Annotated in this window: 9 protein-coding genes; all 9 read right to left on the bottom strand. The window is 63.7% G+C overall.

Features of this window, described 5'->3' with window-relative positions; all coding sequences use genetic code 11:
• Positions 1–4: 4 nt before the first annotated feature.
• The 9 genes from Thiosp_RS21530 to rapZ all read right to left on the bottom strand — a co-directional run bounded on the left by Thiosp_RS21530 (position 5) and on the right by rapZ (position 16,094).
• A complete protein-coding gene (locus Thiosp_RS21530) occupies positions 5–1,141 on the bottom strand; it encodes a response regulator (RefSeq protein WP_201067667.1) in 1,137 nt (378 codons plus the stop codon).
• A 13-nt stretch (positions 1,142–1,154) separates the two neighbouring features.
• The gene (locus Thiosp_RS21525) at positions 1,155–4,100 is read right to left on the bottom strand and encodes a hybrid sensor histidine kinase/response regulator (protein WP_201067666.1); all 2,946 of its coding nucleotides are present in this window, start codon (positions 4,098–4,100) and stop codon (positions 1,155–1,157) included.
• A 4-nt stretch (positions 4,101–4,104) separates the two neighbouring features.
• Positions 4,105–4,596 carry a YfiR family protein gene (locus Thiosp_RS21520; RefSeq protein ID WP_201067665.1) on the bottom strand — a complete coding sequence of 164 codons (492 nt, stop codon included), beginning with the start codon at positions 4,594–4,596 and terminating at the stop codon, positions 4,105–4,107.
• A gap of 100 nt (positions 4,597–4,696) precedes the next feature.
• Positions 4,697–6,787, bottom strand: coding sequence for a TonB-dependent receptor plug domain-containing protein (locus Thiosp_RS21515; protein ID WP_201067664.1), 2,091 nt, complete (start codon positions 6,785–6,787; stop codon positions 4,697–4,699).
• 57 nt (positions 6,788–6,844) lie between these two features.
• The gene (locus Thiosp_RS21510; RefSeq protein ID WP_323696695.1) at positions 6,845–12,208 is read right to left on the bottom strand and encodes a transporter substrate-binding domain-containing protein; all 5,364 of its coding nucleotides are present in this window, start codon (positions 12,206–12,208) and stop codon (positions 6,845–6,847) included.
• A gap of 506 nt (positions 12,209–12,714) precedes the next feature.
• On the bottom strand, positions 12,715–14,454 hold the full coding sequence (gene ptsP, locus Thiosp_RS21505; protein ID WP_201062966.1) for a phosphoenolpyruvate--protein phosphotransferase: 1,740 nt from the start codon (positions 14,452–14,454) through the stop codon (positions 12,715–12,717).
• Positions 14,451–14,720 (bottom strand): HPr family phosphocarrier protein, encoded by a 270-nt coding sequence (locus Thiosp_RS21500; RefSeq protein ID WP_201062967.1) that lies wholly within the window; start codon positions 14,718–14,720, stop codon positions 14,451–14,453. The genes ptsP and Thiosp_RS21500 overlap by 4 nt, the downstream gene beginning before the upstream one ends.
• Positions 14,721–14,823: 103 nt before the next feature.
• The gene (locus Thiosp_RS21495; RefSeq protein WP_201062968.1) at positions 14,824–15,231 is read right to left on the bottom strand and encodes a PTS sugar transporter subunit IIA; all 408 of its coding nucleotides are present in this window, start codon (positions 15,229–15,231) and stop codon (positions 14,824–14,826) included.
• The gene (rapZ, locus tag Thiosp_RS21490; RefSeq protein ID WP_201063026.1) at positions 15,228–16,094 is read right to left on the bottom strand and encodes an RNase adapter RapZ; all 867 of its coding nucleotides are present in this window, start codon (positions 16,092–16,094) and stop codon (positions 15,228–15,230) included. Before rapZ ends, Thiosp_RS21495 begins: the two co-directional genes overlap by 4 nt.
• Positions 16,095–16,112: the final 18 nt, after the last annotated feature.

Genomic DNA, 16,112 nt, shown 5'->3' with positions numbered 1-16,112 from the left:
CGTTTCAGCCACGAACATAGGCCTGGCTCAGCGCCTCGGATTCTTCCTGATGGTCGGCATTGGCCAGGGCGATCTGACGACAATCCTCCTCCCGCGCGAAAAACGCATCCACCACCCGCGGGTCGAAGTGTCTGTCGCGACCTTCCAAAATGATGTCGACCGCTTTGGCATGCGGGAAAGGTGGCTTGTAGACCCGACGGCTGATCAGGGCGTCATAGACATCGGCCAGCGCCATCAGCCGCGCCGACAGCGGAATGCTATCGCCGGCCAGGCCCTGGGGATAGCCGGCACCGTCCCAGCGCTCGTGGTGACAGAAAGCGATCTCTTTGGCGAAGCGGAGAAAATTGCTGGATTCCCCTTCCACGGTGGACTCAGCTACAGCCAGCGCCTGCATACCCAGAGTGGGATGGGATTTCATGACCTCAAATTCCTCATCTGTCAGACGGCCGGGTTTCAGTAGGATGGCGTCGGGAATTCCCACCTTGCCGATGTCGTGCAGGGGCGCGGACTTGTATAGCATCTCGATGGCGTGGGCATCGAGCGCGAAGTCTTCGCTCAGATGCTCGGCCAACACCCGGACGTAGTTCTGGGTGCGGCGAATATGTCCACCGGTCTCGTTATCGCGGGTCTCGGCCAGACTGGCCAGCGCATGGATGGTCACATCCTGGGTCATGACCAGCTCGCGGGTACGCTGCCGGACTTTGTCTTCCAGATGCAGGTTGTGATCGGCCAGTGCCCGCTTGGCGCGCGCCAGACTCAGGTGGGTCTCGACCCGCGCGCGCACTTCGAGAATCTCGAATGGCTTGGTCACATAATCCACGGCGCCAACCTGAAAACCGCGCGTTTTACTGGAAACCTCGGTCAGGGCAGTCAGGAAGATAATCGGAATCTCGGCGGTGATCGGATCAGCCTTGAGCCGCTCGCACACCTGATAGCCGTCCATGCCCGGCATCATGATGTCGAGCAGAATCAAGTCCGGCGGGTGCCCATCGGCGATGGCCGTGGCCACCGTCTCGAGTGCCGAGACGCCGTCCATGGCGACCATGAGTTCATAGTCATCGCCGAGGGTGTCCATCAAGACATCAATGTTCGCCTCGGTGTCATCGACGGCCAAAATGGTGCAGTTGGAGATGTTGTGCATGATGTTTCCTGCATCAAAGTTCGCTGGTGAGTTTGCGCAGCATCCGTTCAATACTGGCACTGGCATCGGGGAAGCGATATTTGCCGAGCTGGCGCGCGAGTTCGCGGGCATCGTCCTGGAGGCTCTCAGGCCAGGTTAGGGCTTGGATGGTTTTCAGTCCGGCCCGGCAGCGCGTCGCACGGCTGGCGCGCACCTCGGGTGCGAGCGCCTCCAGTGCCGCGCGCAGTTCGGCGTCGGGGGTCGAGGATACCTGCGACGGCGGCTTGGGGGCTGGCGCATCGGTGATTGGCTCATCGGTGATTGGCTCATCGTGCGCGCGCGGCGCCGACTCGGCGGGCAGGTCGCCGAGCGATTGTGTGAGCCAGTGTGCCAGGGTGGCGTAAAGCCGCGGCGGGTCGATTGGCTTGGTGACATGATCGTTCATCCCGGCCTCCAGCGAGCGTTCGCGATCCCCCGCCATGGCGTGCGCGGTCATGGCAATGATCGGCAGTTCGCGGCCATCGGGTCTATAAGACATATTGGCAGCCTTACTGGCAGACTTATTGGGTCCATCGGGTCCATCGGGTCCATCGGGTCCAGTGGGCTGATTGAGCAGGGCGCGGATGGTGCGGGTGGCGACCAGCCCGTCCATCACCGGCATCTGGATGTCCATCAGCACGGCATCGAACGCCTGCTGACGGATCAGATCGATGGCTTCCTGCCCGTGGTTGGCGATGGTCACTCGCACGCCAACACGGGCTAACAGTTTGCTCGCCACCTGCTGATTGAGGGCATTGTCCTCCACCAGCAGGATGCGCGCATCGCGCAGCCGCTCTTTTGGCACCGGCGGCGCGGCTGAAAGCGCCGTTCCCGCATCCGGCAGCGCCTTCGCGCCTGAGGGCTGGGCTTGGACTTGGGCCTGTGCCTGTGCCTGGGCCTGGGCCTGGGCCTGGGCCTGGGCCTGAGCCGGCAGTGTATCGAGCAGCGCCTGGTGCAATGTGCTTGGCTGCACAGGTTTGACCAGCACCGCACGAATGCCGAGCGACGCCTGCTGCATCTGAATTGACTCCTGATCACGCCCGCGCGCCAGCACCAGCCGTTCCGGGCGCGTCGCGGGCGGCAGGCTGAGCAAGTGACGAATCAGTTCAGGGCCGCTCATATCCGGCAGCGACCAGCTACAGAGCACCAGATCGAACGGACGACCATGGTCCGCCGCCCTGTGCAGGGTGGCCAGGGCCTCGGTGCCGCTGCGGGCGGTGCCGGCGAGCAACCCCATGCCGTCGAGCATCTGTCCGAGTGTGAAGGCCAGCGACTCCTGCGCGGTGATCATGAGCGCGCGGCGCGCCTGCAAGGACGCGGGCAATTCCCAGGGGCTGCTCGCCTGGCGCGCCGGGTGGGCAAAGCAGGCCGTAAACCAGAAGGTGCTGCCAGCACCCGGCTGGCTCTGAACACCGATCTCGCCGTCCATCAGCGCCGCCAACTTCTGGCTGATCGCCAGCCCGAGGCCTGTGCCACCGTATTTGCGCGTGATGGAGTCATCGGCCTGGGAGAAGGACTGGAACAACAGACCCTGCTGCTCCTCGCTCAGGCCAATGCCGGTATCGCTGACGCTGAAGCGCAAACAAATCGCCTGTGCGGTGATGGACTCACAGCTGACGGCCACTGTGATTTCGCCCCGCTCGGTGAATTTGATCGCATTTGCGGTCAGGTTGATCAAAATCTGCCCAAGGCGCAGCGCGTCTCCGGCCAGGGTCAGGGGCACGGCAGGATCGATGCGGTACAGCAGTTCCAGGTCTTTGTCATCGGCCCTGACGGCGAGCATCTGACTCAGCCGCCTGAAAACCGTCTCAAGCTGAAAGTCGGTGCGTTCCAGATCGAGCCTACCGGCCTCGATTTTGGAGTAGTCGAGAATGTCGTCGATCAGCCGCAGCAGGGAGCGGGCGGCGCTGTCGACCTTGGTCAGGTAATCCTGCTGCCGTGCGTTCAGCGGCGTGTCGAGCGTCAGATGCGTCATGCCGAGAATGGTATTCATCGGCGTGCGAATCTCATGGCTCATGTTGGCCAGAAAGGCGGACTTGGCGCGCGTGGCTTGCTCGGCCGCGTGCTGGGCCTTGGTGGCCGTGGCGACGGCGTCGGTCAGTCGATGATTGGCATCGGCCAGCTCGGCGGTGCGCTCGGTAACGCGCTGTTCAAGCTGTTCGCGGTGCGCGGCCAGATCCTGGTTGGCAGCGGTGAGGCGGCGATCATGTGCCTCGATATGATCGAGCATTTCGTTGAAGGCACCGACCAGAATGCCCAACTCGTCATCGCTGCCGATCCGGGCGCGCAGACTGTAGTCGCGATCGGCGGAAATGCGCCGCGCAATCTCAAGCAGATGATCGAGCGGGCGCACCAGGCGGCGGCGCAACGCGAAGGCGATCTGCACGCCAATCAGTGCGGCAGCGGCCAGAATTGCACCCGCGATCAACAGAAAATCGCGCCACAAGCGGTCGAACTCACTCAGGCTGGCGCGAATCATCACGCTGCCGAGTCGCTCGCCGTCCATCTCGATGGGCGCGGCGACCAGCAGGCGCCCGCCGGTAAAGTCGGGTCGCCCCTCGGGCAGGGTCGCGGGCAGTGCGTGACCGCTCTGCCCTGGCGCCTCATACCGGGCGAATAGGCTGCCGTCGGGGGTGCGAATCAGCGCCGTGGTGACGGCGGGCTTGGTGGCGAGCGCAGCCAGGGTTTCGCTCGCCACCTCAGGGTCGTCAAACAGCAGCGCCGCGGTGCTGCGATCGGCAATCAGTTGCGCGGCGGCGTTCAGGTCGCGCACCATGTCCTGCTCGATGCGCAGTCGTTCATAAACCACGAAGCCAATCCCGCTCAGCAGGAGTCCGATCAGGCTGGTCAGCAGGATGGCGAGCGCAAGCTTGGTGCGGAAACTAATACCGCGCCGGGCTGCCGAGTGAGGTCGAGATTGGGATGGAGATTGGGGAATCATCGGTTCAAGGCACTCGGGCGATGCGGGCAATTTCCATCAATTTGGCACTGATGCGAAGCCTGGCCGCATTCGCCGGCTCCGGATTGATCTCGATCTTGAGCTTGCCGTCGGCACGGTAGAAACCCACCATGCCGCCGGCGGCGGTGAAGCCATCCGCATCGCTGACCGTCAGCACCGGCAAGGCGCGGGTAGCCTCAAGCAGCGCGGCGCGATCTCTGCTCTCGTGACCCATGTAGAGAATTTGGCAGTTGCCGAGGTTGCCCAGGGGCGCCTGCATCACTTCAAGCGGCTGGCTGGACGTGCGGCGAGCGGCGAGTTCTTGCAGCAGGCGCGCGACATCCGGATCGCCCAGCACGCAAATGCGCAGCGTGCCAGCCCCGCGCGCTGGCCACTCGACGAACTTGGTGAAATTGTACAGATAAGCCGCCAGCACCTTGGTCTCCAGCCCGCCAGCGGCGCGCACCATTGAGGCCGATACAAAACACAGCGCCAGCATGAGCGCGCCGCCGATGAGACACGCCGCCCAGGGCCAACGAGTGGCAGGGGTTGGGGACAAGGTGTTCAGGTGACCTGACATGACAAGCTTCGCGCGCGTGCTAGAAGATCAGATTCAGCGCGACAAAGGCGTTGAAGCCAGGGTCTTCAAAGCTGAACGGCATCTCGTAGCGCTCGTCGAGCAGGTTGTTCAGATCGAGCGATAGACTGAGCGCGCGCTCGGCATCGCGATACAGGCTCTTTTGCAGGCGCAGGCACAGAACACCGTACTGGCCGTATTCCATGCGGCTTGAGCGCGAGCTGCTGTCGTAGTAGCGCCCGATCCAGCTGTAGCGCGCCGCCGCCGAGCTTTGCCACGGCAGGCTGGCGGTGATGCCGAGGTTGGCCATCAGGTCCGGCGCAAAGGGGATGGCCGTGCCGTTCTGATCCGGCTCCTCGGGATTATCGATATTGGTATCGGTGAAGGTGACATTGGCAAACCACTGCCAACGCTCGGACAATACTTGCTCAATGTCCAGCTCAATGCCGGTCGCGGTAGCGCGACCGGCGTTCACGGAAATGATGCGCGAGGGCGTGTTGCTGACAACATTGTCGACAATGGCATTGTCGATGCGGTTGTAGAACAAGCGCGCGCCCAGGGTCAGGCGCTCGTTGGGCCACCAGTCGATGCCAACATCATTGCCCCAGCCACTCTCGGGGCTGAGCCCTGGATTGGGCACTTGCCCGGGATAAGGCGTCTCGGTCTCATCCGGCGGCGGGATGGTGCCACCGACCTGCTTGGCCGCCGGCGCCATGAAGCTGGTGCCGCTGTTGGCATAGAATGACAGCCGCTCGCTGAAGTTAAAGCGCGCGCCCAGGCTCCACAGGGTTTTGTCCCAGGAGACATGATCCATCTCCGGCTTCAGCCCGCCGAGCAGCGCATAGTCGTGCGCGATGCTGTTGTACCGCAGCCCGGCACGCAGCACCCAGCGCTTGAGTTGCAGCTTCTCCTGCACGAACACGCCTGTGGATCGGGCTGTCACATCATTGTCGGGCTCGGAGACGCCCTCGGCATTGGTCAGGGTGGTGCGGTAGCGCACCCATTGGCTGTCAGCACCCAAGGTCAGCAGATGGTTCTCACCATGGGCGAAATTGAGCGTGGCATCGACCGGAATAATCCGTTGGCGGGTTTCGTCCTGCCCGGCCGTGGCAAGATCGACCGGGTAATTGTCGTTGTTGTACTGCCGCAGGTAGTCGCGCAGCCCGGCCTTGACCTGCACATGCAGGCGCTCGCTGAGCTGATTGTTGTAGGCCAGATTGAGGGTGTCGTAATCGTGCTGAAAATCCCGATTGGGGCGGCCACCGTCGCCGCGATGGCGGGTGGAATGCGCGAACAGCGACAGACGATGGTCCGCGCGCCCCAGAGCCTGACTGACCTTGCCGTAGACCTTGCGCTTATCGTACACCGGGTCCTTGGTGGCTTCGAGCCAGGAGTCGTCCAGGCCGAACTGGGTGTAGTTCGATGTCTCGACAGTGCCGCCGAACAGGTAGCTGGTGTCCTGATAGCGACCCTGATGGTACAAGCGACCATTGTAGGTGTCCCAGGTCCCGACCCCGACCAGGGCGCGCGTGAGCGGCACGTCGACCTCATCGCGGACGATAAAGTTGGTGGTGCCGGCGAGCGGGGCGAGATTCCCAGCAAAGTCCATGCTCAGGTAATTCGAGTAGAGCACCGAGGCCGGCCCCTTGTGCGCCTCGACTCGCTCGAAGGCCCAGGGGTCCAGACTCATAGCGTCGGCGAAGGAGTCGATCGGCAGCCCGTCGAGCAGATAGCTGTTGTACTTGGGACCAAGGCCGGCGTAAGAACCCCAGTTGGCGTCATTGCGCGAGAGCACATTCACGAACTGCCCTGAGCTGTAGCGCAGCAGCTCGGCGAGATTGCGGTTGTAGCGGGTCTCTTGCTCCATGTCCTCGACATGCAGGATGTCGATTTTCTGGGTGATGTGCTGGCGCGACTGGGCCACTTTCGACTCCGTCACCACCATGTCGGCCAGTTCATCCAGACTGAGTTCATCGACCAGCTTGCCGATGGGCAGCAGATTCAGAAAACTGTCATAGACCGGACCGTCGGTCTCGGCGGCGGCACGAGCGGGCGAACCGCTCAGGATTCCTGCGCAAGCGATGCTGGCCCAAAAGGTCGGTTTTTGTTTCATCCTGTTAAGCAACACTTACTCAGAGTCCATCAATCAGAGGTCATCAACCAAGGTCCATCAACCAGGGTCTATCAAGTCGCGCAGCCGTTCCAGCACGGTCAGCGCCTGCTTGAATTGATACTTACCGAGCAGGCGCGTGAGCTCTGCGGCATCCGCAGCCAGCGCGTCGGGCCAGCGCAGCTCCCGCAGTTTCTGTAATCCAGCACGGCATCGTGTCGCGCGACGTGCTTTGATGTCGGGGGCCAGCTCGTCGAGCACAGCGGCCAGGCGCGCGTGGCTGTGCGGCGTGCCGCCGTCGGGCGTCTCGCTTGCCGGCGCAGCGGATCGCAGCGGGGCGAGCGCGCTCAGTGCCTCGCTCAGCCGAGCGGCCAGCTCTCTGCGTTCAGCGGCGCAGAAGTCGGCGCCGGGCGTCGCCGCATCCGCCGCATCGGATTGGTGATGCTGGCGCAGCCGCTGTTCGAGCCGCCCCGCCGCCTCGGCGATGGGCTGGTGACCGAGCATACCAGCCACCCCCTTGAGCGAATGGGCCTGGCGCTCGGCCTCCCCGGTCTCGCCCCCAGTGATCAGTTCACTGAGTCGCTCTGATGTCTGCTGGTGCTGATCAGCGAATTTCATCAGCAGCTCGCGATACAGCCGCCGGTTACCGCCCAGTTTCTCCAAGTTCTCGCTGACGGAAAAGCCTGGTAGATCGAGCAACTCGGGCTGATCATGCTGATCACGCTGATCGGGGCTCAGCTGCGTCGGGCTGGTCGCAGCGGAGCGCGGGAGATTGGCCTTGCGCCCTCCGAGCCGGTGCCCCCCCGAGTGCCCCCCCGAGTGCCCCCCGAGCCAATGCCCTCCTAGCCAATGCCCCAGGGTGGCGAACAACTCGGTCGGCTCGATGGGCTTGCTAATGTGATCGTTCATGCCGGCCGCCAGGGATTTTTCCCGATCCCCCGCCATGGCATGCGCGGTCATGGCAATAATGGGCAAGCGCTCGCACGCTGGCAGGGCGCGAATCGCGCGGGTGGCGGCCAAGCCGTCCATGACCGGCATCTGGATGTCCATCAGCACCGCGTCGAAGGTCCCTTGCCTGACCTGATCCAGGGCGGCGCGGCCATCGCCGGCGACTGTCACCAGAATGCCGGCAGTGGTGAGGATTTCGCGTGCCACCTGCTGGTTAATCTCGTTATCCTCTACCAAGAGCACCCGCGCGCCTGGTGGCACCATGGCTTCTGACCGCTCTGGCGCGGCTTGGGCCAGCGCTGGACCCGTCTGGCGACCAAAGCGGGCGGTAAACCAGAAGGTGCTGCCCTGACCGAAATGGCTGTCGACGCCGATGCGACCGCCCATCAGCTCGCTCAGACGCTTGCTGATCGCCAGCCCCAGCCCGGTGCCACCATAGCGCCGCGTGGTCGAGCTATCGGCCTGGGAGAAGGCCTCAAACAACTTGGCCTGCTGGGCCTCGGTCAGGCCGATGCCGGTGTCGCGCACCGTAAAGCGCAGCCACGCTTGGTCTTGATGTGGCACTGGGTTGGGTGCCTGGTTCGGCGCCTGGTTTAACTTTGAGTCTTGATCGCCTGCCGCGATGCTCACCTGGATCACGACTTCGCCGTGCTCGGTGAACTTGACCGCATTGCCGGCCAGATTGAGCAGCACCTGCGTCAGGCGCAGCGCATCGCCCACCAGTACTTGAGGTACCTCGGGTGCCACCTCGACGCGCAGCGACAGCCCCTTCTGCTCAGTATTCACCAACAGCAGTTGGGTCACCCGATCAAGCACATCCTTCAGCAGAAACTGAGTCCTCTCGATATCCAGTCGACCGGCTTCGATCTTGGAGTAATCCAGGATGTCGTTGATCAGCCGCAGCAGTGACTTGGCCGCGCCGTCGATTTTTGCCAGATAGTCTTGTTGCTTGGGGCTCAGCTCGGTCTGCTGAGCCAGATAGGTCATGCCGAGGATGGCATTCATCGGGGTGCGGATTTCGTGACTCATGTTGGCGAGAAAGTCCGACTTGGCGCGTGTCGCTTCCTCGGCTAGGCGCTGCGCCTCTTTGAGTGCGCTGATATCGACGATGATGCCGATGAGCCCGCCGCGGCGTCCGCCAGACAGATCGAAACTCGCCACCCAGTAGAGCACGTCGTGGTCGCGCCCGTCGGCGAAGGTGATCGGAAGCTCGTGATGACGCACGCCGCCCTCGGCGATGACAGTGGTATCCTCGGCCTGATAGGCGGCACGCGCCGACTCCGGCAGATAGTCCAAATCCAGCACCGAGCGGCCGCGCAGAAATTCGCGCGTGGTGCCGAAGGCCTCCTCGTAGGCGCGGTTGCAGCCGATAAAACGCGCGTCGGCATCCTTGAAGAAAATCGGGTTGGGAATGGTGTCAATCAGCGCTTCCTGAAAGTGCAACTGATCTTGCAGGGCGCGCTCGGAGCGGCGCATATCGGTGACATCGACAAAGCTCACCACCTGGGAATCGCCAAAGGCGCTCAGGGAGATCAGCACCTGCTTGTGCTCGCCATCGGCGCAGGTCATGCGGTATTCCGAGGGTGGAATGTCGCGCGCGCCAGCCTGGGATGCCTGCACCGCCAGCGACCAGTCCGCGGTCACCTGCTGGCGATAGGCGGCATCCGGAAAGACGCGCGGCCACCAGTGCTCGAGATCAGGGATATCTGCCAGAGTCCAGCCGAAGGTCTGGGTGAACTTGGGATTGAACCCAACGATCTCGCCGCTGGCGCGCATCTCGGCCAGCGGGATGGTGGCCGCCTCAAAGAGTCCGCGAAAACGCCGCTCGCTCTCGGCCAGCTCAGTCTGGGCGCGCTTGCGCTCGGTAATGTCTTCCTTGACGCCGCAGAAATGGGTGGTCTCCCCCTGATCGTCAAAGATCGGACTGATCGCCGCCTGCTCCCAGAAGATCTCGCCCGTTTTCTTTTTATTGGCCAGCTCCCCGCGCCACACCTCACCCGCGCGAATCCGCTTCCATAGGTCGCGGTAGACGGCCGCGTCTTGCAGGCCAGAGTTGAGAAGACTGGGATTTTGACCGAGAACCTCCTCGGCACTGTAGCCGGTCACAGCACTGAAGGCCGGATTGATGTACTCGATGCGCCCCTCCGTATCGGTGATCAGCACCGCCGCTGGGCTCTGCTCGACGACCCGGGAAAGCTTGCGCAGCTCGCGTTCGGCGGCCTTGCGCTCGGCGATTTCGGCCGCCAGCTTGCGATTCCACAGTCCAATTACCAGCAGCACACTACCGCCAACCAGAGCGGCCACCAGAACGCCCTGCCACAGGAGGCCCCAGTCGAGCCGAGTATGCAGGCCGACATTGACCCAGCGGTCGTAAAAGGACTGCCGCCGCTCCTTTGGCAGTGTGGTCAGGGCGCGCTCGATGATGCGAGCCAGCTGCGGCCAGTCCGAGCGCACGGAAAAGGCGATCGGCAACTCATGGCCGGTGGCCGCCATGACTTGCAGGTTGTCGATGCGATGCGCGCGGATTTGATGCGTGACCTCAGGCGCATTGCCCAAAGCCGCATCGACATGGCCGCCCGCGAGCGCCTCCAGGGCCGCGTGCAGGTCAGGATAGGCAACGACATCGACACCCGGATAATCCTGGCGCAGGAGCTGCTCCGCCAGCTGGCCGGCCGCGACCGCGACACGGCGTCCGGCCATGTCCGACAGCCCGGAGGCGAAGGGCGCGTCGGTGCGCGTCACTAGCACCAGCGGCAGGCGCAGGTAGGGCGAGGTGAGGTTCAGGTCGGATTCCAGCGCCGGGGTGCGCACCAGGCTGGCCACCAGATCGAGCTCGCCGGTCCTGAGCTGGCGGCGTCGTTCCTCGGCGTCGGCGACAGCGGTCGGGATCATCTCGATGCCCAGGGTGTCGGCGATCCAGGCGCTGTATTCGGAGGCAATGCCAATCGGCTCGCCGTTATCACCGATCGCCTCGAAGGGCAGCCAGTCCGGGGCAACGCCAAGACGCAAGCGCGGGTGCTCCGCCAGCCAGGCGCGCTCCTCGTCGCTCAGGCTGAAGGCGGCGTGAAAATCCTCGCCGTGACCAATATAAAGCTCCTTGATGTGGGCGATGTCCTGATCGCTGATGCTTTGCAAGCCCTTGCTCAGAATCCCGCTCAGCAGCGGATTGTTCTTGGGCACCCCGATGGCCAGATCCAGACGCGGCTCGTCGAGATAGCCCACCAGCCTGAGGTTTTGCAGCAGATAGCGATCAATCAGGAAGTTCGCGACCGCCTCGGCGCCCAGGTAGGCATCGGCGCGGCCGGTGGAGACGGCCTTCAGGGCTTCCAGCGGGGAGGCGATAACAAACGGCTCGGCGTCGGGGAAGTGATCGGCGAGGATGTCCCCAGTGAAATAACCCTCGACCACGGCCACCCGCCGACCGGCCAGATCCTTGCCGCTGCTGATGTCTTGCTGGCTCTGGGTGGTCCAGATGCCGACGAAGGACGAAAAGAATGGCCGGGAGAAATCCAGAAAGCGCGCGCGTGCCGGGGTCGGGATCAAGCCGGGGGCCAGGTCGAGTTCGCCGCGCTTGAGCCGTTCGAGCAACTCGACCCAGGGCGCGACCACAAACTCCATCTCCAACCCGACGCGCTGCGCGACCAGACGGAACACATCTGCCGAGATGCCGACATAGCGCCCGTTCGCATCCAGATACTCAAACGGCGGCCAGTCCGGCGTGGCCGCGACCCGCACCTTGGGGTGGGTATCCAGCCAGGCCCGCTCGCGCTCACTCAGGCGAACCTGAAGGCCAGCGCCGCTCTGTCCCGTCCAGCGCGCGAGAATCCTCTGCATCTCGCCCGGATTTAGGCTGGCCAGCGCTTTATCGAGAATGCCGGCCAATTCTGGCGCGTCCTTGCGCGTGCCGATGGCCAGCACCGAGCCGGGCCGGTCAATGCGGCTCATCACGCGCAGGTTGGTCAATAACAGACGGGCGACCAGATAGGTCGCCACGGCGCGATTGCCGACATAGGCATCGGCATCGCCGCGCGATACGGCTTCCAGACATGCGCTGGTGTCGGGATACTCATCGACGCGAATGCCGGGATACTTGTCGCGAAAATACTTGACGCTGAAAAAGCCCCGCTCAATGGCCAGCGTCTTGTCCGCAAGCTGTGCCTCAGCCGCCAGATAAGGCCCGTCGGTGCGCCCGAGCATGACATGGGGAATGGTCAGATAGGGTCGGGTGAAGTTGACGAAGGCCTCGCGGTCTGGACGTGGGGTGATGTCCATCAAGACATCCAGGTGCCGCGCCTTCAGCGCCTCCAGACTGTCCTTGAAGGGCGCGGCCTGTATTTCAAATTCAATCCCGATGCGCTCGCCAAGCAGGCGCAGCAAATCCACCCCGACACCCACGGCGTCGCCGCTTGGCCCGCGAAAATCGAGCGGTGGCCAGGCATCCATCACCGCCGCCGAGACGCTTGAATGCGCCGTCAACCAGGCGCGTTCCGAATCCGTCAGAACAAGCTCGGAGGCTAGCGTCGCAAGCTGCGATGGCGTCGACGATGTCGATGGTGTCGATGGATCAGCGTCGCCAGGCGCTGGTGCATCAACAACTGCGGACACCGCCGCTGTGGCCAGTGGGGCCAGCGGAGCCGGCGGAGCTTGGGTCTGCGCCCAGGCGAGCACCGGCGCGCAGACCGTCGCGCACAGCAAAAGTCTCGCGGACCGCAGCGGGCCATGGGGCCGCAGGCGCTTAACAGCTATTACCCAGCGGGACTTTTGATCACAGAGCGCATTCACGCGCGCGATTGTCGCACAGAGCGCAGAAAACCCGAAAAAGCTTGAAGATTTGATCAGGAACGCCAGAAGGATATGAGCCATTCTCGGTCGTGGCCCTCGCGCCCGCTATGGCTGAACAGCCGCAATTGAGACCCTTGGGAGCGACCAGAACTCGTCCGGTTCCTTCAAATTAGGCCAGGATGGCGCGCCAAAGCACGCAGTCAGGTGGCTTCGGCAAGGCGGTCTAACAGGCTTTGGGGGCTGATGTCGTCGATGCGGGGCATGAGTTCGTCCATGGTGCGCACAAGGGCGCCGATGTCGCTGTCGCGCACAATGGCTTTCACTTCCAGCAGGGAGCCGGGCTGCATGCTGAACTCGCGCAGGCCGAGGCCGAGCAGCAGTCGGGTGTAACGGGCGTCCCCGGCCATTTCGCCGCACATGCTAACGCGCGTGCGGGTTTTGGCAGCGGCCTCGATGACGTGATGGATCAGGCGCAGAATGGCCGGGTGCAGGGGTTCGTAGAGATAGCTGACGGAGTCATCGAGGCGGTCGATGGCCAGGGTGTATTGGATCAGGTCGTTAGTGCCGATGGAGAGAAAATCCAGCCGCCGCGCCAGGGACTCGGCCATCAGCGCAGCCGCCGGGACCTCGATCATGCCGCCGATGGGCATGAGTGGATCGAAGGCCAGCCCCTGGCTGCGCAGCATGCGCTTGGTGGTCTGGATCAGGCGCAGCAGGGTGTCGACCTCGTTGAGGGTAGAGATCATTGGGATCATCAGCCGCACCGGGCCGGCGGCTGATGCGCGCAGAATGGCGCGCAGCTGCGGCAGGAACAGCTCGGGCTCCTTCAAGCACAGGCGAATGGCACGCAGGCCGAGTGCCGGGTTGGTGAGCGGTGGCAGGCGCTCGGACAGGTACTGGATGTTTTTATCCAGCCCCAGGTCGAGCGTGCGGATGGTCAGTGGCAGCCCGTTCAGTGCATTGAGAATGCCGAGATAGTTCTCCAGATGCTCGTCTTCGCTCGGGGCGCGGGTGTGATTGAGATAGAGAAACTCGGTGCGATAGAGCCCGACGCCCGATGCGCCGTTTTCCTGCGCGGTGGCGCTGTCCTCGGGTAGCTCCAGGTTGGCGAGCAGCACCACCGGCACGCCGTCGCGGCTGGTGGAGGGGCGCGCGAGCAGTTGCTTGAGGGAACGGCGGTAACTTTCGGCGCTGCGCAGGCGGCGGCGGAAGAATTCCAGCGCCTCCGGCTCACTGGTGGCGAGGATGGTGCCGGTTTCGGCGTTGACGACCAACTGCTCGCCGTGGCGCAGCATCTCGGTGGCGCGATGTACGCCCATGACGGCGGGGATGTCCAGGCTGCGTGCCAGGATGGCGGTGTGCGACATGGGACCGCCATGCTCGGTCACAAAGGCGGCGACACCGCGCTGGCGCAGCAGGATGGCATCGGCGGGGGTGAGGTCATCGGTGACCACCACATGGCCATCGACCGGGTCGTTGGTCACATCCCTTTGTTGCTGCTCGAGGTTGCCGAGGAAGACCAGAATCTGGCGCACCACATGATCGACATCGTCGCGGCGGGTGCTGAGATAGGGGTCATCCATCTCGTCGAACACCTGCACCAGGATGTCGCGCTGCAGCTTGAGCGCCAAGCCTGCGTTGACGTGGCGCTCGCGGATCAGGTCACGGGTGGCATCCACCAGTGCCGAGTCGGTCAGCATCAGCAGGTGGGTGTCGATGAACTCGGCAATGTGAGCCGGGGTATTGGCCGGAATCGAATGGCGCACACCTTCGAGGTGGCTGCGGGCGGCATCGAGTGCCGCGTCGAGGCGGCGCAGCTCGGCCTCGGGACGTTCGACCGGCTCAGAGGAGAAGGTCGGTTCCTGTCTCAGCAGGTAGGCCTTGCCGACGGCGAGCTTGCGCGCGCCGGCGACGCCGACCCCGGCAAAGGCGGTGATCATTCACCTTCTCCGAAATAATCTCCGATCAGAGCTACGAGTGCGTCCATCACCTCCTGCTCATCAGGGCCATTGGTCTCGATGCTGATGACGGTGCCGCGCGCGGCGGCCAGCATCATCACGCCCATGATGCTTTTTCCGTTGACGCGGCGGCCCTCGCGCTCGACCTGGACGCTGCTCTCGAAGCGACTCGCGCAGGTGACGAATTTGGCCGCCGCACGCGCGTGCAGGCCAAGGCGGTTAATGATTTCGACGTCTTTGCAAACCACGGTTTTCGTATCGATGGATTGGCGGTTGAACGGATAGCAAGTGCTTGGGCGCTAGACCCCGCTCACTCGCTGAACGGGCGCGGGCATGCGGGCGTGCGGGATCTCAGGTGTCTTGGACGCCGTCGAGCTGGCACAGCAGCACGCCCTCGCGTCCGCCACTCAAGGCCTTTTCGGTGATGGCGGGGAGGTCGAGCCAATGATAATTCAATGTGCGCACCAACATGGGCAGATTCACGCCGGCTAACACCCGTACCTGATGGCCGCGGCGGATGCTGTTGGCGACGTTCGATGGGGTGGAGCCGAACAGATCGGTCAGAATCAGCACGCCGCTGCCGTCGTCGAGCTCGTCGGCGAGACGGGTGGCGCGCTGGTGGAGCTGGTCCGGGTCGTCATATTCGGTCACGTCGATGGCGGACGCGGCGACCGGGCAGTCGCCGAACATGCGCCTGGCCGTGCCGAGCAGCTCGGCGCCGATCTGGTTGTGGGTGATGACAAGAACGGAGACAGTCACGGCAATTCCCGGTGACGCAACAGAACGCGGCGCCCAGCGCTCTCGAAATGGGCGCGCAGTGCTTCGGCCATGTAGACGGATCGATGCTGACCGCCGGTGCAGCCGATGGCGATGGTGAGATAGCTGCGTCCGTCGCGTTCGAAACAGGGGGTCCAGCGGGAGACAAAGGCGGTCAGGTCGTCGCGCATGGCGCCGACATCCTCGAATTGTTCCAGGAATTCTATCACCGCCGGATCGCGTCCGGTCTGCCCGCGCAGCGCCTCCTGCCAGTGTGGGTTGGGCAGACAGCGGACATCGAAGACGAAATCGAAGGACTCTGGCACGCCCTTTTTGAAGCCGAAGGATTGCAGCAGAATGGAGGTGCTGGGTTTTTGTCCGGCGCCGAGACAGCCGCGCACCAGGTCGCGCAGCTCATGGATGTTGGTGTGGGTGGTGTCGATGTGGGCATCGGCCACCTGGCGCAGGGGCTCGAGCAACTCGCGCTCGTAGTCGATGGCTTCGGCCAGCGAGCGCGCGTCGCCGGTGAGCGGATGCTTGCGCCGCGTTTCGCTGAAGCGGGTCATCAGCCGCTCGGTCTGGGCCTCAAGGAACATGACTTGGGGAAGGATGCCTTGCTCGCTCAGCGACATCAGTACCGCGGGGAGTTGGGACAGGTCGTCCGAATGGCTGCGCGCGTCGATGCCGACGGCGGTGCCAACGCAGTCCGGGCACAGCGCCCGATCGCTCTGGCGCAGCCCCAGCGCGAGCTCCCGCAACAGGAACAGTGGCAGATTGTCGATGCAGTTGTAGCCGATGTCTTCCAGCGTATTCAAGGCGACGCTTTTGCCGGCGCCTGAAAGTCCGCTTACGATGATGAAGTCCATATCCGCAGCCGCTTCGAT

The sequence above is a fragment of the Thiorhodovibrio litoralis genome (assembly GCF_033954455.1).
Classification (GTDB): Bacteria; Pseudomonadota; Gammaproteobacteria; order Chromatiales; family Chromatiaceae; genus Thiorhodovibrio; species Thiorhodovibrio litoralis.
The sequence above is the reverse complement of the archived record's forward strand: the minus strand, read 5'-3'. Positions and strand labels throughout refer to the sequence as shown.

Coding starts and splice junctions, on each gene's coding strand:
- Thiosp_RS21520 (WP_201067665.1), bottom strand. CDS start 4,596: ATGCTGGCGCTGTGTTTTGTATCGGCCTCAATGGTGCGCGCCGCTGGC.
- ptsP (WP_201062966.1), bottom strand. CDS start 14,454: ATGATCACCGCCTTTGCCGGGGTCGGCGTCGCCGGCGCGCGCAAGCTC.
- Thiosp_RS21525 (WP_201067666.1), bottom strand. CDS start 4,100: ATGATTCCCCAATCTCCATCCCAATCTCGACCTCACTCGGCAGCCCGG.
- Thiosp_RS21515 (WP_201067664.1), bottom strand. CDS start 6,787: ATGAAACAAAAACCGACCTTTTGGGCCAGCATCGCTTGCGCAGGAATC.
- Thiosp_RS21530 (WP_201067667.1), bottom strand. CDS start 1,141: ATGCACAACATCTCCAACTGCACCATTTTGGCCGTCGATGACACCGAG.
- rapZ (WP_201063026.1), bottom strand. CDS start 16,094: ATGGACTTCATCATCGTAAGCGGACTTTCAGGCGCCGGCAAAAGCGTC.